The 19,668-nt window shown below is 50.5% G+C and carries 14 protein-coding genes and 2 riboswitches; of the genes, 8 read left to right on the top strand and 6 right to left on the bottom strand.

The genetic code is table 11. From position 1 onward, the window contains the following. Positions 1–38: 38 nt before the first annotated feature. The 5 genes from ACO0LE_RS12165 to ACO0LE_RS12145 all read right to left on the bottom strand — a co-directional run bounded on the left by ACO0LE_RS12165 (position 39) and on the right by ACO0LE_RS12145 (position 8,826). Positions 39–1,388 carry an ATP-binding protein gene (locus tag ACO0LE_RS12165; protein ID WP_422960618.1) on the bottom strand — a complete coding sequence of 450 codons (1,350 nt, stop codon included), beginning with the start codon at positions 1,386–1,388 and terminating at the stop codon, positions 39–41. A gap of 558 nt (positions 1,389–1,946) precedes the next feature. Further along, positions 1,947–4,826, bottom strand: a complete 2,880-nt coding sequence (gcvP, locus tag ACO0LE_RS12160; RefSeq protein ID WP_422960617.1) for an aminomethyl-transferring glycine dehydrogenase — start codon at positions 4,824–4,826, stop codon at positions 1,947–1,949. A gap of 206 nt (positions 4,827–5,032) precedes the next feature. Beyond that, positions 5,033–5,410, bottom strand: a complete 378-nt coding sequence (gcvH, locus tag ACO0LE_RS12155) for a glycine cleavage system protein GcvH (RefSeq protein WP_422960616.1) — start codon at positions 5,408–5,410, stop codon at positions 5,033–5,035. Between the two features lie 129 nt (positions 5,411–5,539). Beyond that, on the bottom strand, positions 5,540–6,670 hold the full coding sequence (gcvT, locus tag ACO0LE_RS12150; protein ID WP_422960615.1) for a glycine cleavage system aminomethyltransferase GcvT: 1,131 nt from the start codon (positions 6,668–6,670) through the stop codon (positions 5,540–5,542). 75 nt (positions 6,671–6,745) lie between these two features. After that, positions 6,746–6,869: riboswitch (glycine riboswitch) on the bottom strand. A 10-nt stretch (positions 6,870–6,879) separates the two neighbouring features. Beyond that, positions 6,880–6,978, bottom strand: a riboswitch (glycine riboswitch). Positions 6,979–7,437: 459 nt separating this feature from the next. Next, positions 7,438–8,826 carry a DUF2799 domain-containing protein gene (locus tag ACO0LE_RS12145; protein WP_422960614.1) on the bottom strand — a complete coding sequence of 463 codons (1,389 nt, stop codon included), beginning with the start codon at positions 8,824–8,826 and terminating at the stop codon, positions 7,438–7,440. A gap of 170 nt (positions 8,827–8,996) precedes the next feature. On the opposite strand from ACO0LE_RS12145, the gene ACO0LE_RS12140 reads away from it, so the two are divergent. From ACO0LE_RS12140 to ACO0LE_RS12130, 3 genes are all read left to right on the top strand, one after another. After that, complete coding sequence (locus ACO0LE_RS12140) at positions 8,997–10,817, top strand: DUF885 domain-containing protein (RefSeq protein ID WP_422960613.1); 1,821 nt, start codon at positions 8,997–8,999, stop codon at positions 10,815–10,817. Positions 10,818–11,288: 471 nt separating this feature from the next. Continuing rightward, entirely contained in the window at positions 11,289–13,094 is a 1,806-nt protein-coding gene (locus ACO0LE_RS12135) for an ABC transporter transmembrane domain-containing protein (protein WP_422960612.1), read from the top strand. 134 nt (positions 13,095–13,228) lie between these two features. Further along, positions 13,229–13,603, top strand: a complete 375-nt coding sequence (locus ACO0LE_RS12130; RefSeq protein WP_422960611.1) for a VOC family protein — start codon at positions 13,229–13,231, stop codon at positions 13,601–13,603. A 188-nt stretch (positions 13,604–13,791) separates the two neighbouring features. On the opposite strand, the gene ACO0LE_RS12125 is transcribed toward ACO0LE_RS12130, so the two are convergent. Then, positions 13,792–14,376 carry a TetR/AcrR family transcriptional regulator gene (locus ACO0LE_RS12125; protein WP_422960610.1) on the bottom strand — a complete coding sequence of 195 codons (585 nt, stop codon included), beginning with the start codon at positions 14,374–14,376 and terminating at the stop codon, positions 13,792–13,794. Between the two features lie 228 nt (positions 14,377–14,604). Here ACO0LE_RS12125 and ACO0LE_RS12120 point away from each other — a divergent pair, with 228 nt between their 5' ends. The 5 genes from ACO0LE_RS12120 to ACO0LE_RS12100 all read left to right on the top strand — a co-directional run bounded on the left by ACO0LE_RS12120 (position 14,605) and on the right by ACO0LE_RS12100 (position 19,586). Next, a complete protein-coding gene (locus tag ACO0LE_RS12120; protein WP_422960609.1) occupies positions 14,605–15,438 on the top strand; it encodes an SDR family NAD(P)-dependent oxidoreductase in 834 nt (277 codons plus the stop codon). Positions 15,439–15,551: 113 nt separating this feature from the next. Then, the gene (locus ACO0LE_RS12115; RefSeq protein ID WP_422960608.1) at positions 15,552–16,787 is read left to right on the top strand and encodes an MFS transporter; all 1,236 of its coding nucleotides are present in this window, start codon (positions 15,552–15,554) and stop codon (positions 16,785–16,787) included. A gap of 283 nt (positions 16,788–17,070) precedes the next feature. Further along, positions 17,071–17,676 carry a TetR/AcrR family transcriptional regulator gene (locus tag ACO0LE_RS12110; RefSeq protein WP_422960607.1) on the top strand — a complete coding sequence of 202 codons (606 nt, stop codon included), beginning with the start codon at positions 17,071–17,073 and terminating at the stop codon, positions 17,674–17,676. A 115-nt stretch (positions 17,677–17,791) separates the two neighbouring features. After that, positions 17,792–18,793 carry an NADP-dependent oxidoreductase gene (locus ACO0LE_RS12105; protein ID WP_422960606.1) on the top strand — a complete coding sequence of 334 codons (1,002 nt, stop codon included), beginning with the start codon at positions 17,792–17,794 and terminating at the stop codon, positions 18,791–18,793. An 88-nt stretch (positions 18,794–18,881) separates the two neighbouring features. Further along, positions 18,882–19,586, top strand: a complete 705-nt coding sequence (locus ACO0LE_RS12100; RefSeq protein WP_422960605.1) for an SDR family oxidoreductase — start codon at positions 18,882–18,884, stop codon at positions 19,584–19,586. Positions 19,587–19,668: the final 82 nt, after the last annotated feature.

The following is a 19,668-nucleotide window of genomic DNA, read 5'->3' as shown; positions in this document are numbered from 1 at the left end:
CCTGAAATCTCTGACCTGTCTCTGACTTATTGCGGCGACTACTCTTTGCTCACTTCCACCTTATCCGGATGGAGCGGCAAATGTATCGTAAAACTGGTACCAACACCCACTTCGCTTTTCACCTCGATACGTCCGTTGTGCTTCTTGATAATTCCATACGATAGGGACAAACCTAACCCGGTGCCGCTGCCAATCGGTTTGGTTGTGAAAAAAGGCTCAAAAATCCTTGTCATGATTTCGGGTGGAATACCTGCTCCGGTGTCGCTGATACGTATCCAGATCCAGTTATCTCTACAGCCTGTATTGATCGTAATCGTCCCTGCATCCTTGATCGCATGCGATGCATTCACCAGCAAATTCATCACCACCTGATTGATCTGAGAAATAACACAGCGAACATTCGGCAAGTTGCCATATTCCTTAATCACGGTCGCTTTATATTTGATCTCATTAATGACAATATTGAGTGTGCTGTCGATGCCATGATGGATATCCGCCTCTTGCCAGTCGGTTTCACCGACATGCGAAAAATCTTTGAGTGACTGCACGATATCGCGCACCCGTTTCAAACCATCCATAGACTCTCTGACCAAATCTTCCACATCTTCCTGCAGAAACTCCAGATCGGCTTCTTTTTTGATGGCGTTGACACGTGCGAGAGATGCCGGAGCCGCCTGGGGCTGGAGGATTAACTGTTCATATTGTCCGAGAACTTCGAAGAGTTTCTCCACATAGCCCTGCAGTGATCCCATGTTGGAATTCACAAAACCGATAGGATTATTGATTTCATGGGCGATACCTGCTGCCAGTTGCCCAACCGATGCCATTTTTTCCGATTGCATCAACTGGTCCTGTGCCTCTTGCAGCTTATGTATTAACTGTTTCTGCTCTTCGCCTTTTTTTTGCAGCGACTCTTCCATCGCCTTACGTTCACTGATGTCAGTCAATGAACCCACCACTTCAAGCGGATTGCCGGCCTCATCGCGGATTAGACGCAACATATCGTGCATCCAGATGTAATGGCCATTGCTATTTTTAAAACGGTATTCGTAAGTGCGTTCGCCCTCTGAGAACAGCATCGCCAGACTGGAAAATATCTGCGGCACATCCTCGGGATGAATATGATCAAACCAAAAATTCGGATCCGTGACCATCATCGCGGAATCGTAGCCCAGTATGCGTTGCGCATTGGAGCTGACATAGGTCATTTTGAAATCGCCGGTCGGTACGCTGCTGTAAATAATCGCAGGTGTATTATCAATCAGGTATTTCAGACGATTATGTAGCGCCTCTTCCTGATCGACATTCGCAGGCTGACTGGCGCTGGCAGCCGTGCTAGCGGAAGGCGCTGGCGCAGATAAGTCGAAATATTCAAATTGATTTTCCATCCGCTGCTCCGCATCCGCTTAAAGATGTTGCAAACGACTTATCTCAAAAAATTCTCGCATTCTTTACTTAACAATGTGTCCGCAGATCTACGCTCCCAGAACTAAAACGTCAATCTACATCCAATCTACTGCAACTAATTTCATACTACTCAGTATTCTGTCATTTGCAAGCGGCAACATTTAAAAATTGTTACCTTGGGAAAATAACTACATTAATGGAATTTAAAAAAGTCTTACTTTAAAAATGACAAAAGACCCCATCCATCAGACTTATCTGATGCGTTCCTCAATTAACATTACTTCAATACAATTCAATTTTTACATCGACAAGTATTGCTTTCGTAATCTAATTAGCTCATTGCATCTATCATCGTTATCGAGACTTCAAACCGTCGGAATAATGACGCGATGATTTCCGAAACACGTGTTACTTTCTTGTTAAAGGATCAATCTCATTGTGGTCATTATGAGTACACCAACAAGAAAATATGCCCTTAAACAAAAAGCGGATATCTGCAATCAGATATCCGCTTTTTGGGACACTACTTAAAGCTTATGTTATTCGTAATCGCTCACAGGAACACAAGAACAGAACAAATTACGATCGCCATACACATTATCCGCACGGCCTACCGGTGCCCAGTATTTTTGCTTGCGCAAAGATGGTACAGGGAAGGCAGCGACTTCACGGCCATACGCATGTGTCCATTCATTTGCGACCAGCACTTCTGCTGTATGCGGTGCATTTTTGAGCGGATTGTCTTTCGCATCGAATTCACCGCTGGCAACTTTAGCGATTTCTTCACGGATCACAATCATCGCGTCAATGAATCGATCCAACTCAGCTTGTGATTCGCTTTCTGTTGGCTCAATCATCAAAGTACCCGGTACCGGGAAACTCATCGTAGGTGCATGGAAACCAAAGTCGATCAGGCGCTTTGCGACGTCCTCGTTGCTGATGCCGGTTGCGTCAGTCAATGGACGCAGATCCAGAATGCACTCATGCGCAACCAGACCGTCGTGTCCAGCGTACAGCACTGGATAGTGAGGCGCCAGACGTTTAGCAATATAGTTCGCCGCAAGGATCGCTGTCTCTGTCGCCGCTTTCAACCCCTCGGAACCCATCATCGCGATGTACATCCAAGAGATTGGCAAAATACTGGCAGAACCAAATGGCGCAGCGCTGACAGCCGATATGCCGTCTTCACCACGAACATAACCCGTTGACTTCTGATTCGGCAAGAACTTTGCCAGATGCGCGCCTACGGCGACTGGACCAACGCCCGGGCCACCGCCACCGTGAGGGATACAAAAGGTTTTATGCAGGTTCAGATGACTAACGTCACCGCCGAATTTGCCAGGGGCAGCGACGCCGACCAGCGCATTCATATTCGCGCCATCTACATAAACCTGACCGCCATGGGCGTGAACGATCTCGCACAAAGTCTGAATGCCTTCTTCAAATACACCGTGCGTGGACGGATATGTAACCATCGCGGCTGCCAGATTGGCGCTGTGTTTTTCGGCTTTGGCTTTCAAGTCCACCAAGTCAACGTTACCGTTGTCATCGCAGGCAACGACAACGACATCCATACCGACCATACTGGCAGATGCCGGGTTAGTGCCGTGTGCCGATGAGGGGATCAGGCAGATGTTGCGATGTGCTTCGCCGCGAGACGCGTGATAAGCCTGAATCACCAGCAATCCAGCATACTCACCTTGCGAACCAGCGTTAGGTTGCAGTGATACAGCATCGTAGCCAGTCGCCGCGCACAACATCGCTTCTAATTGATCAATCATTTCACGGTAACCGGTAGTCTGGTCGTCCGGTGCGAAAGGATGAATATTAGAAAATTCTGGCCAGGTCACCGGAATCATCTCGGAAGTCGCATTTAACTTCATCGTGCAAGAACCGAGCGGGATCATGGTGCGATCCAGAGCCAGATCTTTATCGGCCAGACTACGCAGATAACGCAGCATGTCGTGTTCTGCGTGGTAACGACTGAAGGTCGGATGCGTCAGATACGTCGTGGTGCGTGCCAAGGCTGCCGGGAAGGCATCTGCCACGGTCGCTTCAATTGCCGCGAAATCTGGCATTGCTTTCCCTGATCCCAAAATGGCCCACAAAGCATCGACATCCGCGCGTGTCGCTGTTTCATCCAGAGAGACGCCTACTTGTGTCGCGCTGATCTGGCGCAGGTTGTAGCCTTTCGCTTGTGCGGCTGCATGAATAGCTGCGGCATCGGCGACGTTGATCGTTAAGGTGTCAAAGAAAGTTGCGTTGGTAATTGCCACGCCCATCGTTTTTAAGCCAGCCGCCAAAGTACCGGTCAGACGGTGGGTACGTTGCGCGATTTGTTTCAAACCAACCGGGCCATGATACACCGCATACATCGACGCGATTACTGCCAGCAAGACCTGTGCAGTACAGATATTCGATGTCGCTTTTTCCCGGCGGATATGTTGCTCACGTGTTTGCAACGCCAGACGATAAGCTTGTTTACCTTGCGCATCAACCGTCACACCCACCAGGCGGCCTGGCATAGAACGTTTGAATGCGTCTTTGGTACCCATGTAACCTGCATGTGGTCCGCCGAAACCGAGCGGCACACCGAAGCGCTGGCTGTTACCGACGACCACGTCAGCCCCCCAGGTACCCGGTGCCTCAATCAGCGTCAACGCCAGCAAATCAGCAGCGGCGATGACCATCGCGCCTTTGGCATGCGCAGCGGCGGCGAATTCGCGGTAATCACGGATCTCGCCATCAACGCCCGGGTATTGCAAGAGCACGCCAAAGCAATCGTTCTCCAAAGCTTCGTTTGCTGTCAAGGCACGTACTTCAATGCCCAAAGGCTTGGCACGTGTCTCGATGATCTCGCGGGTTTGTGGCAGCACATCATGCGCGACATAGAACACATTGGAATTCGATTTGCCAACGCGCTGGATCAGGGTCATCGCTTCGGCTGCAGCGGTACCTTCGTCCAGCATCGATGCGTTGGCGATGTCCATGCCTGTCATATCCATGATGACTTGCTGGAAGTTCAGAATCGCTTCGAGACGACCTTGAGAAATCTCTGGCTGGTACGGTGTGTACGCGGTGTACCAGGCTGGATTTTCAAAAATATTACGCAAAATCACGCCCGGCGTATGGGTGTTGTAGTAACCCTGGCCGATCAGGGATTTCAGCACTTTGTTCTTGCCTGCCAGCGCTTTTAATGTTGCCAGCGCTTCCGTTTCTGATTTGGCTTCGGTGAATTGCGCCAACGGCAATACGTCGTGGCGGCGGATATTGGCAGGGACAATCGCATCGATCAGGGCGGTGCGTGTCGCATAACCCAAGGTCTTGAGCATGGCGGCTTGTTCTGCCTCGGAAGGTCCGATATGTCTGGCGATGAAAGCGTCATGCGCTTCGAGTTGAGTTAGGCTAGTGCGGGTCATGGTATTTGTGGGGTAGAAACTGGTTAGAACAGAGTGTGGCGAATCACGGATGGTTGACCTGTCCGGATTAATTTGGTGCTCCGGGAAATGTCATTGTTGGAATGCAGCACAAGGCAAGGAACAAGAGGCGCAGCAATATATCGAATTGCGTGCATTAGCTGCGCCGTAATGCGCCCCGACAATGACATTTATCAGGACATCAAAAATTAGCCGATGTTTTTTTGGTAGGCGTCTGCAGACATCAAGGCATCAGCATCCGCCGCATTGGCTGGCTTCAATTTGAACAACCATGCATCAAATGCGCCTGCATTGATCGCATCTGGCGCGTCAACTACGGCATCATTGACGGCGACAACTTCACCAGCTACGGGTGCATACACGTCACCCGCTGCTTTAACAGATTCAATCACGCAGCAATCTTTACCTGCCGCCAACACCGTACCGACTTTCGGTAATTCAACGAAAACGATATCGCCCAACGCGTCTTGCGCGAAGTCGGTAATACCAACGGAGACTGTACCGTCGGCTTCAACGCGTACCCATTCATGGGACGCTGTGTATTTACGATCTGCTGGAACTGTCATGTGGCTCTCCAAAAAAATTTAAAATGATAATCTTTAAAAACTAAACACCTTTGCCGCAAAGGCACAAAGGTAGCTGAGAAATATTTCAAAAATCTCTGCGACCTCCGCGTCTCTGCGGCAAAAAAATAATTAAGCTACCAAAACTTTACCGTTACGTACAAATGGTAACTTCACTACTGTTGCTGCCAATTGTTTATCGCGGATTTGTACGTGAACTGTGTCGCCAATCGCAACACCCATAGGCAAGCGCGCCAGAGCGATTGCTTCTTGCATACTTGGGCTGAATGTACCGCTGGTGATTTCACCTTCACCCTGCGCGGTGATGACTTTTTGATGTGCGCGCAGGATGCCGCCTTTTTCACGCAAAATCAGCCCCAGAAACTGTGCTGTCTGTCCCTGTTCCTGCAAAGCTTTTTTACCGACAAAGTCACGCTCTGCAACTAGATCGATCGTCCATGCCAGACCGGCATTCAATGGATTCACGGTTTCATCCATATCCTGCCCATACAGATTCATGCCAGCCTCCAGGCGCAAGGTATCGCGTGCGCCAAGGCCTGCTGGTTTGACACCGGCGGCGACCAGTGCATTCCACAATTCAGTCACGCGCTCTGAGGCAACAGCGATTTCAAAACCATCTTCACCGGTGTAACCAGTACGTGCCACCATCACTTCGCCGAAAGAAGTGTCGGCAACGATCACTGCATTAAATGGTTTGATCTCAGCACTGGCCGCTTTGGTTTCTGGCAAAACTTCCCATGCTTTAGCGCGGGCATTTGGTCCTTGTACGGCAACCAGAGCAAACGCATTTGCACCATCGCGGCGCTGTGTAATGGTAATGCCGGCGTTGGTCGCAGCATTGTGCGCGGTCATCCAGGCAACGTCCTTTGCGGCAGTGCCTGCATTCACGACGAGGCGGAACCAGTCTTCGCTGAAGTAATAAATGATCAGATCGTCGACAACCGTGCCTTCAGGTTTCAGCATGCAGGAATACAGCGCTTTGCCCGGGACTTGCAATTTATCGACGTTATTGGCAACCAGGCCGCGCAGGAAGCTGCGGACGTTCTCGCCTTTCAGATCCACTACACACATATGAGACACGTCGAACATTCCGCAATCGGTGCGGACAGCATGATGTTCTTCGATTTGTGATCCGTAATTGACGGGCATGTCCCAGCCGCCGAAATCAACCATTTTTGCGCCAGCGGCACGGTGGGCAGAATTAAGTGGAGTTACTTGAAGAGTTGCGGCTGCTTGCGTCATGAGAACCTCATTACCAAAATAGAAGGGACGATGCACCACACGGACGAGCTACAGCTCATCGCATGCGATCACATCGCAGACCCCTCTGTCCTGATACCTGAGAGATTACGGACTGACCTTGCGGCCCATCCGTGCGCACCTTCGGTGGATAGTTCGGCGTGATACCAACATGCCGCTATCGCTCTCCAGAGTTTGGGGTGTTTCTACAGCCCCGTTGATCAGTCCTTTTGCCTGAGAGTTTTTGGGTGTTAGCCCCTTCGGCGGTAACCATGGCTCGTTCGCTGGTCACGCTCTCCTGATCAAGTAGCGCGATTATAAGGGCTTCGCCTCTTAATGTGAACTTCAGCAGGCTAAATATTTGAGTCAGCCAGATTTAAAAAAGAATCCGCATATTCCATGAGGCTTTACAGACATAAATGGCTTAAAAGGCGCATGGAATATGCGGATTCGTTTCTAGAAATGCCTAAAAAATCATACTCAGGCGCATCTCGTGGCTTTATTGCAAAAACGTAAAACTCGCCCTAAGGGAAGATTGCTGCACCGCTGTTGACGATCAAACCTGACGCCATGCCAGGTTACAGCCAAAGGTCTTTTAGCAGTTTTTTGCGGGACTATTGATTGATTAATTATTTGTTTGATTGAGTGTTCGGTTGATCAATCAACAATATCCCACCGACATGATGAAACAACCCATCGCTATGGGCGGCCGGTTTAATCCCGATAATTTAAGTCGGCTTATTTAATCCCGTTTATTTAATACCGCCTATTTAATCTCGATATATATCACGCTTAATCTGCTGCATTTGCTGGCTATAACGGAACTCCCAGCTACGTAAATCATCCATGCGGTGCGCAGTTCCCTGCAAAAACTCACGCAACTCTTGGCGCTCCCGCTCACGTTTGCGGTCATTGTTCGCGGTATCGTTATTAGTCACGCGATTTTTGTCGTCCTGATCGCGCCGGATCTCCCGCTCAATCCGTTCTAGCCGGCGGGCGGCATCGCTACGGCGATCGTTCAATGACGCCAGATCCATGTTGATGTTACTGAGTTTTCTGGCAATGTCCTCATAATCCTGCCCGGCACTCCAGGCACGTCGCGCTCTGTTTTGCTGATTCGCCTGACAGACTTCGATTGCCATACGGTGATTACTGCGACCAAAAGCAAAAGCATTATCAGGACTGCAATAGACAGCATTTTGCGCAAACCACGCCTGATTATAGGTGTCACGCGTTTGCGGAATGACGAACACATTATTGCGACGGGCATTACTCATGCGGTCTTCGAGCTGATTGGGCTGACCAAAACCATCGGTATTACCGGCCTCACGCCAGTACTGGATTAATCGCTGCTCCCACTGCTGCTGGTATTCGGTCTCACTGAATTTCAAGCCTCTGGCCTTAGCATCCGCGCGACGGGTAATTACATCCCGCCCCTCGGTCGCATCACTCCAGCCTAGGCGACGCCAGTATTCGATGATTTCTTTATTCCAGGCTTCTTTGTAGGCATCTTCCCGCACCAGAACACCGGTTGTCTGCGCCGCCTGCGCACGATGTTTCAGCTCACTGTCTGGCACCCCGTCATGCGCGTCCTGAAAACCGATTTGCGTCCAGTAGGCATAGTTACCGACACGCCAGCCTTGCTGATAACTGGTTTGATTAAAACCGATCGTTTGTCCGCTGACCGCCCTGAGTTGCTCATCTTTTGCCGAATGACCTGCCTTGCCATCCGTGTCGCCAATACCGTACCAATAATCGGCATTGCCTCGTACCCAACCCCGCTGATACGCATCGGGATTTGGTGGCGTATGGTTTTTAACGATAATCTCGGTTTTTAATTGCCGTTCATAGTTGGATACCGCAAGTGCGCTGATACCATCCCGCGCACCGACCTCCTCCCAAAAATGCTGATTACCTTGTTGCCAGCCAGCCTGATACTGCCCCGCTGATTCCAGTTTAATTTTGTCACCATCAACCGCTGCACAAAATTGGCGACGCTCATCAAAGCGCGGATCGAAACCCTGTGCGCCATCTTTATTACCGATGAAATTCCAGTCACCTACCTTGCAATCCTGCCGCTGATTCATGGTCGTCTGACATCCGGCCAGAGGAAGCAGCATGACGACTGCGAGAAGAGCCTTGCGACTTATTGTGAACATAAAGGGACTTTGAGGTAGTGAGGGTGTTACCTCAACGTTTGCGTTATTGGTTTTGTTGACCTGACAGCCTATTTGTTTTGACCTAAAGCGCATTAGCCCCGTAAATATTTGCTTTTCTAGAAACAATTCTGACTATAATTATTTTTTCACTTCGATCAAGGAAAAACATTATGGCGCGATTCTTTAAATGGACTGGTCGTGCACTACTCGTGCTACTGCTTATCCTCGCAGTCGGTTTTATTCACGTCTGGTATTTCAAACCACTTAAAGCTGACTGGTTCTACGGCCGCGTGATGGCACGTTATGCATTAGACCAGCCCGAGATGTTGTCCAGCATGCGTATTCTTCCTGACTGGATGGATTTTTACAGTGACAAATTCAGCGATGCATCCCCAGCAGCAGATCAAAAAATGGCAGATATGGTGCGTGACAATCTCGCTACGCTACATCGATATCCACGCGATACCTACAGTCGAGATGAACAATTATCCTACGATACGATGGAATATTACCTGCGCATACAGGACGAAGGGGATCAATTTCGAGATCTGAATTTCCCGGTAAATCAGATGTTTGGCGTGCAATCGAGTTTGCCGAATTTCATGATCGATATTCATCAGATCAATTCTGCAAAAGACGCCAAAAATTACATCGCACGCTTGAATAAATTCCCGCTTAAATTCGATCAGGTGCTTGAAGGATTGAAAATCCGTGAAGACAAAAATATCATTCCGCCGCAATTTCTCGTAGAAAAAGTCTTAGTGCAAATGCGGGACTTTATCGCCAAACCTGCTAAACAAAATCCGCTATTCATCAGCTTCAAAGAAAAACTCGACAAGTTACCAGCAAACACAATCGATACAACAACGCGCCAAGCCTTAATGATCGAAGCGGAAACCAGTGTGACGAAACAAGTCTATCCCGCATATCAAAAACTGATTCAGCACTTCACCTCACTGCAAGCTAAAGCACAGGGCAATTTTGGCGCCTGGCATTATCCCGGAGGCGCTGCGTATTATGCATGGGCAGTCAAGATGCACACAACGACCGACATGACGCCGCAACAAGTGCACGATCTGGGATTAGTAGAAGTTGCCCGCATCAGTGGAGAGATGGATGCTATTTTAAAAAGCAAAGGTCTGAGCGAAGGTACCGTCGGCGCTCGCGTACTGCAGTTATCCGAGGATCCGGCACAACTTTATCCGAACACACCAGAGGGTAAACAAGCCATGCTCAAGGGCTTTCAGGTGATTTTGGATGAGGTCAACAAAGGACTCGATAGCAGCTTTGATGTGCGCCCAAAACTCGGCGTCGAAGTAAAAGCGGTGCCAGAATTTTCTCAGGCAACTGCACCGGGAGCGTACTACAACCCAGGTGCATTCGATGGCTCGCGCCCTGGCATCTTTTACGCAAACATGCGCGACACAAAAGAAAATCCTAAATTCACCATGCGCACCCTCGCTTATCACGAAGGGATTCCGGGGCATCATTTCCAGATCTCTATCGCACAAGAGCTGCAAGACGTTCCGTTCTTCAGGCAAGTCTTGCCATTCACTGCTTATGCGGAAGGCTGGGCTCTGTATGCAGAACGTCTCGCTTGGGAGCTTGGATTTGAAAAAGATCCGATGGATAATCTGGGTCGACTGCGTGATGAAATGATGCGGGCGGTTCGCCTCGTGGTGGATAGCGGCATTCATTACAAGCACTGGACGCGTGAACAGGCGATCCAATACATGACGGACAATACAGGCATGGCGCTCACCGATGTCACCGCCGAAATTGAGCGTTACATGGTTGATCCGGGTCAGGCACTGGCATATAAAGTCGGTATGCTAAAAATCCTCGCCCTGCGTGAGAAAGCCAAGCTCGCGCTCGGTGACAAATTCGATCTCAAACAATTTCACAACGAGGTACTGACCCACGGCGCCCTGCCGTTAGTGGTACTAGAACGTGTAATTGATGACTGGATTGCGAAGCGTAAAAAAGCGTAAGCAGAGACATCAACTCTCGCTACTATTTTCTGACACGTATTTTCTGACAGGTCAAAAATGAGGCTCACTGAGAAGTGAGCCTCATTTTTTTGTGACGTCATGTGGCCTGCCGCTAACGAATCAATACGCCACAAGAACGTCCTTACCGCACCCATACTAAGGGGATGTATATGTTAAAGACGCTTTAAAAATAAGCAGAGATAGCCTTATTTATCCATATACTCCCCACAACATCCCCATAAACACTATATAAAAAATATAAGAGAATCACGTTCAAAGGGAAAACAACGTTCTCAGCAACCCGTACCAAGGCAATCTTGTTTCGACCGACACTGTCCCCATATCAGTTTTTTGTATTATTTCCTAATGTGCCAGGTTCGCTCCTACACAGGAGAAAGCTGACACAATACTGCTTCTCTCAATTAGTTCAGCTATTTCCGCCATTTCCATCACCTCTCACCTGAAGCGACTATGACCGCCCCTTCCAATACTGACAATACTGACGCTGCGTCTAAAAGTAGTCTGGCGACACTTAAAGGTTTAATTCCGTTTTTGCTTCCTTATCGTCGTCAGTTTTTTTTGGCCGGAATTGCGCTAATCATTGCAGCTAGTGCAACGCTGGCGATTCCGTATGCTTTCCGTCAGATGATCGATTTGGGGTTTAGCACGACCGGAGCAAAAAGCATCAAGCATGTAGACCTGACTTTTCTGGCCTTATTTGGTGTGGCATGCGTACTCGGTGTCGCAACGGCGGCGCGCTTTTACATGGTGTCGTGGTTAGGTGAACGGGTGACGGCGGATATTCGCAATGCGGTGTATTCGCATGTGGTAACGCAGAGCCCGGAGTTTTTTGAAACGACACAGACAGGAGAAGTACTATCGCGTCTGACGACAGATACAACGCTGATTCAGTCGGTGGTGGGCACCAGTATTTCGATGGCCTTGCGTAATATTCTCTTGTTCATCGGTGGTCTGGCGATGCTATTTGTGACCAGTCCGAAGCTGGCCTCCATCATCATCGTCACACTGGCGGCAACCATCCTGCCCATCGTCTTGTTCGGTCGTAAAGTCCGCAAGCTGTCGCGTGACTCGCAGGACCGGATTGCGGATGCATCTGCCGTTGCAGGTGAAATCTTGAATGCCATGCCAACGGTGCAAGCCTTCACCCATGAACATATCGAAGCGCAGCGTTTTTCTGGTTCGGTAGAAAGCGCCTTCGCTACGGCGATGCGTCGTATCCGTGCGCGTTCTCTGCTGACGATGTTGGCGATTTTGTTGGTGTTTGGTGCGATTGTGTTTGTGTTATGGCTAGGCGCGCATTCCGTGATGGACGGAAGTATGAGTGGCGGCGAACTTGGTCAGTTCATTCTGTATGCAACAATCGTAGCAGGTGCAGTGGGAGCGTTATCTGAGGTACTGGGAGAAGCACAACGTGCAGCCGGCGCAACAGAACGTCTGTTGGAACTGATGTCACTCGAATCACCAATACAATCACCAGCAAACGCATTGTCACTACCGGTTCTAACGACGAATGGCGCGGCACTATCACTGTCGGATGTAGTATTCCACTACCCTTCCCGGCCGAACATGGCGTCTATCGGTCATATCTCACTCGACATCGCTCCAGGTGAAACAGTCGCCGTGGTCGGTTCGTCCGGCGCTGGCAAAACCACCTTATTCCAGTTGTTGTTGCGCTTTTATGATCCGCAACAAGGTAGCATCAAACTCGATGGCGTTGAACTGCGTCAGCTAGATTTACATACGCTGCGCAATGCGATCGGCATCGTGCCGCAGGATACGGTCATTTTTTCTGCGAACGCGATGGAAAATATCCGCTACGGTAAAGCCGATGCCACTGATGCAGAGGTAATTGCCGCTGCCAAAATGGCCGCAGCACATGAGTTCATCGAGCGCCTGCCGGAAGGCTATCAATCCTTTTTGGGTGAGCGCGGCGTACGCCTGTCCGGCGGTCAACGTCAGCGAATTGCGATTGCACGGGCCTTGCTGAAAAATCCGCCATTACTATTACTCGATGAAGCAACCAGCGCGCTGGACGCGGAATCAGAACGACTGGTGCAGGGTGCACTCGAGGTCGCAATGAAAGGTCGCACGACCCTGATCATTGCTCACCGTCTGGCAACCGTACTGCGCGCCGACCGCATCATCGTGATGGAGCACGGTCACATCGTCGAAACTGGCACGCACACCTCGCTGGTGGCGCAGGGCGGCATTTATGCCAAGCTCGCCTCACTGCAATTTAATACGATGCTGGAGTAATCCAGCACGCTCCTTGTGGCAGAATAACTCGCTTAAGTTCGGGTCTGAATTAAGATTTACATTCAAGACTGAATTAGGATCTAAATTAGCACCTGTTTTGACACCTATTAATAATCAACCACAAGGAGACAATGATGATCGGTTACGTCACACTAGGTACGAATCACTTTGAACGTGCAGCACAATTCTATGACAACTTGCTCGGCGTCATCGGCGCAAAGCGCTATATGGAATCGGATCAATTCATCGCCTGGGCAGTCAGCCCGACGCAACCCTCGCTAGGGATAATTAAGCCGTATGACGGCAATGCTGCGACGGTCGGCAATGGCGTGATGGTAGCTCTTATCGTGGACAGTCCAGCCAAGGTAGATGCGCTGTACAACAAAGCAATTGAACTCGGTGGCAAAGACGAAGGCCCCGCGGGTCCGCGCGGTGGTGGTGGATTCTATGCGGGTTATTTCCGCGACCTTGATGGAAATAAGCTCAACGTATTTTGCATGGGTGGCTAAGGAACCGGTATTGATTCCAGTTTAATTGAACGATCACCTCATCTCGCTCAATCACACAATCACTCAATCACAACGCTGCCTTCATTCAATGATGGCAGCGATTTTTTTGAGCTTAATTGCTTTGTCAAACTTTCCATTTATCGATCAGCTTTCGTTCAACTATTACCCGGCTAGCAGTATTTATTTACTCATGGTTCGGCCGCTGTTCGCCTGTTGATCGATGAGGCTACTGCCTGCAAAATATCCTCAGACAATTGAGCATCATCTACTGCTCTCGACAATACCAAGGCACCGACCATAGTGGCAAAAGTTACCAGTGCTTTATCCTGCTTTGCCGCCTTCGACTTGCCGGGCAATACTTTACTCAATATACCGACCAGTCCGCGCACCCCCTCAGTGACGCTGGTGCGAACTGAGGAATTTTGCCTGGCGATATCGGCACCAAGAGCGGCAATTGCACAGCCACGGCCAGGATGATCTCTGTGCTTGGCAGTCAGATAGAATGACGTGATAGTTTCCAGCGGATGATCGGGATCCTTTTCAACCATGGCCTGCCAATGCTCGACAGAGCGCTCCAGAGTTCTTGCGCAACTTTGCGCAACCAGGTCATCTTTGGAAGCGAAGTGCCCGTAAAAACCACCATGGGTCAGCCCCGCACTCTTCATTAAATCGGCGACACCGATACCGTCAAAACCTTTTTCGCGGAATAACTGCGCAGCAACATCAAGGATGCGCTCGCGGTTTTCTGCTGCCTGCTCTCTGCTGACTCTCATCGTAAGCCTTAATTATTTTGTACTTAATCCTTGACATTATAGATTATGGTCGTAATATATTCAATCATGATGATCATCATTTATAAATCAGGGCAATTACCTGTCAACTACACGTGGATTGAAACAAGGCCCGTGAAAGAGAAATGCAATTACTGACGCCCAATAATGTTCAAACACAACCAACAGCACCAAAGCCTGCCAACCTCTTTAAAGCACATGGAGCAAAGAATGACACAAGCACAATTAAATAGCGATGCGCACCGCGCCTCCCTCGGCACTGCCTTGATTACCGGAGCCTCGTCTGGCATCGGCTCCATTTATGCAGACCGCCTGGCACATCGCGGTTACGATCTGATACTGGTGGCACGCGACCAGGTGCGACTGGACGAACTGACCGACAAACTCCGCACAGAGACTGGCGCCAAAATCAGCGTCTTGCGCGCCGACCTGACGAACAAGGCTGATCTGGCGCTCGTCGAACATCAACTCATCAGTGACACAAGTATCACCATGCTGGTCAATAACGCAGGTATCGCCGCCAACGGACCGCTGGCGGGGGCGAATTTGAATCAGATCGAGGGCATGATCAAATTAAATGTGCTAGCTCTCACACGACTGGCCAGCATCGCCTCGACTGAATTTGTCGCCCGCCAGCAAGGCAAGCTGATCAATATCGCCTCTGTAGTTGCATTAGCGCCAGAGATGTTTAATGCCAGTTACAGCGCGACGAAAGCCTATGTACTCAGTCTGACGCAAACCTTGCATCAGGAAATCAGCAAATACGGCGTACAAGTACAAGCAGTATTGCCCGGCATCACCCGTACCGAGATATGGGAGCGCAGCGGAATAGATGCAGCGAATCTGCCCGCCGCCATGATCATGGAAGTCGATGAACTGGTCGATGCCGCCTTAGCAGGACTGGACGACGGTGAGCTGATCACGATCCCTTCCCTGCCCGATACCGCGGACTGGACGAACTTCATTGCCGCCCGCGCGAAGCTAGGGCCCAATTTATCGCGTCAGCATGCCGCGCCGCGCTACCAGCGTGTAGCGACGTCCTGATCATTCCGAACATAGGAGCACCAGATGCGGCGGAGCGGATTAATAACGAATGATTAAGACCTAAGTCCTGCTGCGCGCACCACATTCCACATCCAATAACAAAGGACATAATCATGACAACTGCAACTGAGAATGCAGCAAATACCGGCAATAAAGCCATGGCAGTCTGGCTGGTATTGCTCGCTGCCGCCGGGACTTTTTCACTCACAATGGGAACCCGGCAAACCATGGGCTTATTTCTCAGTCCCTTAAATACCGCGACAGGACTAGGGATAGGCAGCATCAGTCTGGCATTTGCGTTCGGCCAGTTATGCTGGGGTCTGACGCAGCCATTTGCCGGTGCGATGGCCGATAAAATTGGTGCTGGCCGTGTCCTGCTGACAGGTATTTTGCTGGTCGCGACCGGGACATTTATCACGCCGATGATGACGACAACTGCAGGACTGATTTTCAGTATCGGCATCTTGTCTGCCGGCGGCGCTGGCATGGCGGGACCGGCAGTGTTGATGGCTACAGCAAACCGTCTGATCCCTGCGCATCAGCGGGGCATGGCGACGGGCATTATCAATGCGGGTGGTTCTTTCGGACAGTTTTTAATGGCGCCGTTAGCAGGTGCACTGATGCTGAGTTATGGCTGGGGTAATGCAATGCAGGTGCTGGCGGTGATCGTCCTGCTTGCACTGCCAGCCACTTTTTTATTGCGTGGTAATTCGGTGCAGATGAATGCAGCATCGGGGATCGCGCCGGTATCGACCTTGGATGCGATACGCAGTGCGCTGCGCAATCCGAGCTATCTGATGCTAAGCGCAGGCTTCTTTGTGTGCGGGTTTCATGTCGCTTTTCTGGCGACGCATTTACCTGGCGTGATTGCTTCTTGCGACTTGCCAGCACAGTTCGGCGCATGGTCGCTAGCGATGCTGGGTTTATTCAATATCGTCGGTAGCGTAAGTATGGGCTGGGCGGTCGGACGCTGGCGTATGAAATCGCTGTTGTCACTCCTGTATACAATACGTGCTCTCGCTGTACTTCTTTTTTTGATGACGCCAAAAACAGGAACCGTGATGTTGATCTTCGCCGCGATCATGGGCCTAACGTTTTTATCTACCGTGCCACCAACGGCAGGTCTGGTCGCCAAATTTTTTGGCCCGGCAAACATGGCAACCCTGTTTGGCATCGTGATGCTCACACATCAGGTAGGTGGCTTCCTTGGCGTATGGTTAGGCGGCAAAGTATTTGACGCCACCGGTAACTATAATTTGATGTGGTACATCGATATCATGCTGGCAGCTGGTGCTGCTCTGTTGCATTTGCCAATTAAAGAAAAAAAGCTGAGACCTGCAATGGCTTGATTTTGATTCAATCAACTAAATAGATTCAATAAAAAATACGGTGTTGTATCTACCGGATTTTTTATTCTGCCCGGTAACCAGTAGGCGATTTTGTCAATTTACTCCGGGGCTTGGTATAAGGAAAAGAGCTTCACAAAACCGGCTAAAAACGCAGTTCATACCAATCATGTTTTTCAATACTCTGCACATCCTGATCTGGGGTGGATGATGTATCACCTAAGAACAACAGATAGCAGCCCATCAGAGATCAAACACGATGTTGTGCTTTACATTTTACCGTGATATGATGATCATCATGCGAAAATTATCCACCAATATCCGAAGCTCCGCCAAAGAAGCCTCACACGAGCGCATCGTTGATGTTGCTGCACGCGCCATACGACGTAGCGGCTATGACGGTACGGGTGTCGCCGACATCATGAAAGAAGCCGGTCTGACGCACGGTGCCTTTTACGCCCATTTCACCTCCCGCGAAGCCATGCTGGTCGAGGCGGTAGAGCGCGCCGGGGCGCAAGCCAATGCTGCGGCGCTAAGTGTCGTTGCGACCGTTCCGCCGGAGCAGGCTTTGCACGCTTTGATGCGGGTTTATCTTTCAAAAGAGCACCTTGATGGCATCGAAACTGGTTGTCCAGTGTCGGCTCTTGGCTCTGAAATGCCACGTCAATCGCCAGAGGTGCGCCGCGCAGCCACGCGCCGCATTAAAGAGATGATTGATCTTGTCGCGCGCCAGATGCCGGATTGGGGGCAGCCCGACGCGCATGAGCGTGCGCTGGTGACCGTGGCCACGATGGTTGGCACATTGATGCTGGCCCGCGCGGTCGATGATACTGCCTTGTCTGATGCGCTATGCAGTGCAACATTGAAGAACCTAGACCATGCTGAAGCGTAATCCGACTATTGATGCTTTTTTGTTCGTCTCAATATATGATGATCATCATGCCAAATTATTTCATGTGCTAACCCTTAAATTTTAACCCCACATTTTTTTGAAACGAGGAAATATCATGAAAGCTTTCATCCTTGATGGTTATGGAAAAAAAGCGCAGTTACGGGCAGGTGAAATGCCGGAACCTGAGTTGCGCGAAGACGAAGTATTGGTTCAGGTGCACGCTAGCGGCGTGAATCTGCTGGATTCCAAAATCCGAGCCGGCGAATTCAAACTGATACTGCCGTACCGTCTACCGCTCGTGCTCGGTCATGATGTCGCCGGGGTGGTGACGCGAGTTGGATCACGGGTGCGGCAATTCAAAGTTGGCGACGAGGTCTACGCCAGACCAGATGATTTCCGCATTGGCACGTTTGCGGAAATCGTCGCGGTCAAAGAGGCCTCGCTGGCGCTCAAGCCTAACAACATCAGCATGGAAGAAGCCGCCTCGCTCCCTCTAGTGGGTTTGACGGTTTGGCAAGCGCTGGTCGAAAAGGCCAAGCTGAAAAAAGGCCAGAAGGTGTTCATCCAGGCCGGTTCCGGCGGTGTCGGCACATTTGCGATTCAATTAGCCAAGCATCTGGGTGCAACTGTGGCGACCACCACCAGCACAGCAAATGTCGCCTTGGTGAAGAACCTGGGCGCAGATATCGTCATCGACTACAAGACCGAGGATTTCGAAAAAATCCTGAGCGGCTACGACGTAGTGTTGAATAGCCAGGATGCCAAGACGCTAGAAAAGTCCTTGAATGTGCTGAAACCCGGCGGAAAACTCATCTCCATTTCAGGGCCGCCTGATCCTGAATTTGCCGAAGGAATCAAGGCTCCCTGGTTTGTGAAACAAGTCATACGGCTTTTGAGTTTTACTACCAGGAGAAAAGCCAAGCGCCGTAACGTCAGTTACTCGTTCCTATTCATGAAAGCTAGCGGCAGCCAATTACGTCAGATCACACCGCTCATCGAGTCCGGCGCGATACGCCCGGTAGTCGATAAGGTCTTTCCGTTCGCATCAACTAACGATGCATTGGCTTACGTCGAAAGCGGGCGCGCTAAAGGAAAGGTAGTCACCAAACTTCTATAAATCATCGCCATAAGCACAATTGGTAATCGCACGTCCATTCATATGACGATCATCATATTTTGATCGTTATTTAACCCAGGAGTCTCAAATGAAAATTGAAAATGCTGTCATCCTCATCACTGGTGCCAACCGCGGAATCGGCTTGGCGTTTGCCCGAGCATTGCTCGCTCGTGGTGCCCGCAAGGTCTACGCCGCTGCGCGTGACCCTGCTACGGTTACTTTGCCGGGCGTTCAGGCCTTGCAGCTTGACGTGACCAAGCCCGAAGAGATCGCTGCCGCCGCACGTCAGGCTGCGGACGTAACCATCGTGATCAATAACGCTGGTATTGCTCAGCCTGGCGGGTTTCTCGCGCCGGACAGCGAAGCAGTTGCGCGACGTATTTTTGAGACCAATTTCTTTGGCATGCTGAACATGAGCAAGGCCTTTGCGCCTGCGCTCAAAGCCAACGGCGGAGGTGCGCTACTGAATGTGTTGTCGGTCGCGTCGTGGCTCAATGGCGCTGAGTTGGCCGCCTATTCGGCCAGCAAATCGGCCGCGTGGTCGCTGACCAATGCACTGCGTCACGAGCTGGCGGGTCAGAACACACAAGTGCTGGGCTTGCACATGGCCTACGTAGACACCGATCTTACCCGGGGTTTTGATGTAGCGAAAAGCAGTGCCGAAGAGATCGTCGAGCGCGCGCTGGATGGACTTGAGGCAGGCGTCGACGAAGTGTTGGCTGATGCGCTGACCCAGCAGGTCAGGCAAGGGCTGAAGGCAGCGCGCCCGATCTACCTGCCACAGGCCAACTGAGTCCACAACGTACGACTAACCAAGCAAAAAGACAATCTTATTATTCACAACTCTTTCGGCACCCACTTTGCTACTGAGCAAG

The organism is Undibacterium sp. Xuan67W (genome assembly GCF_049340165.1).
GTDB lineage: Bacteria > Pseudomonadota > Gammaproteobacteria > Burkholderiales > Burkholderiaceae_D > Undibacterium.
This window is presented reverse-complemented; position numbering and strand designations above follow the sequence as displayed.

What these genes read in the sequence shown, in the direction of transcription:
- gcvP (WP_422960617.1), bottom strand. Translation starts at nt 4,826, where the DNA reads ATGACCCGCACTAGCCTAACTCAACTCGAAGCGCATGACGCTTTCATC.
- ACO0LE_RS12120 (WP_422960609.1), top strand. Translation starts at nt 14,605, where the DNA reads ATGACACAAGCACAATTAAATAGCGATGCGCACCGCGCCTCCCTCGGC.
- ACO0LE_RS12140 (WP_422960613.1), top strand. Translation starts at nt 8,997, where the DNA reads ATGGCGCGATTCTTTAAATGGACTGGTCGTGCACTACTCGTGCTACTG.
- ACO0LE_RS12110 (WP_422960607.1), top strand. Translation starts at nt 17,071, where the DNA reads ATGATGATCATCATGCGAAAATTATCCACCAATATCCGAAGCTCCGCC.
- ACO0LE_RS12145 (WP_422960614.1), bottom strand. Translation starts at nt 8,826, where the DNA reads ATGTTCACAATAAGTCGCAAGGCTCTTCTCGCAGTCGTCATGCTGCTT.
- ACO0LE_RS12125 (WP_422960610.1), bottom strand. Translation starts at nt 14,376, where the DNA reads ATGAGAGTCAGCAGAGAGCAGGCAGCAGAAAACCGCGAGCGCATCCTT.
- gcvH (WP_422960616.1), bottom strand. Translation starts at nt 5,410, where the DNA reads ATGACAGTTCCAGCAGATCGTAAATACACAGCGTCCCATGAATGGGTA.
- ACO0LE_RS12130 (WP_422960611.1), top strand. Translation starts at nt 13,229, where the DNA reads ATGATCGGTTACGTCACACTAGGTACGAATCACTTTGAACGTGCAGCA.
- ACO0LE_RS12115 (WP_422960608.1), top strand. Translation starts at nt 15,552, where the DNA reads ATGACAACTGCAACTGAGAATGCAGCAAATACCGGCAATAAAGCCATG.
- ACO0LE_RS12105 (WP_422960606.1), top strand. Translation starts at nt 17,792, where the DNA reads ATGAAAGCTTTCATCCTTGATGGTTATGGAAAAAAAGCGCAGTTACGG.
- gcvT (WP_422960615.1), bottom strand. Translation starts at nt 6,670, where the DNA reads ATGACGCAAGCAGCCGCAACTCTTCAAGTAACTCCACTTAATTCTGCC.
- ACO0LE_RS12165 (WP_422960618.1), bottom strand. Translation starts at nt 1,388, where the DNA reads ATGGAAAATCAATTTGAATATTTCGACTTATCTGCGCCAGCGCCTTCC.
- ACO0LE_RS12135 (WP_422960612.1), top strand. Translation starts at nt 11,289, where the DNA reads ATGACCGCCCCTTCCAATACTGACAATACTGACGCTGCGTCTAAAAGT.
- ACO0LE_RS12100 (WP_422960605.1), top strand. Translation starts at nt 18,882, where the DNA reads ATGAAAATTGAAAATGCTGTCATCCTCATCACTGGTGCCAACCGCGGA.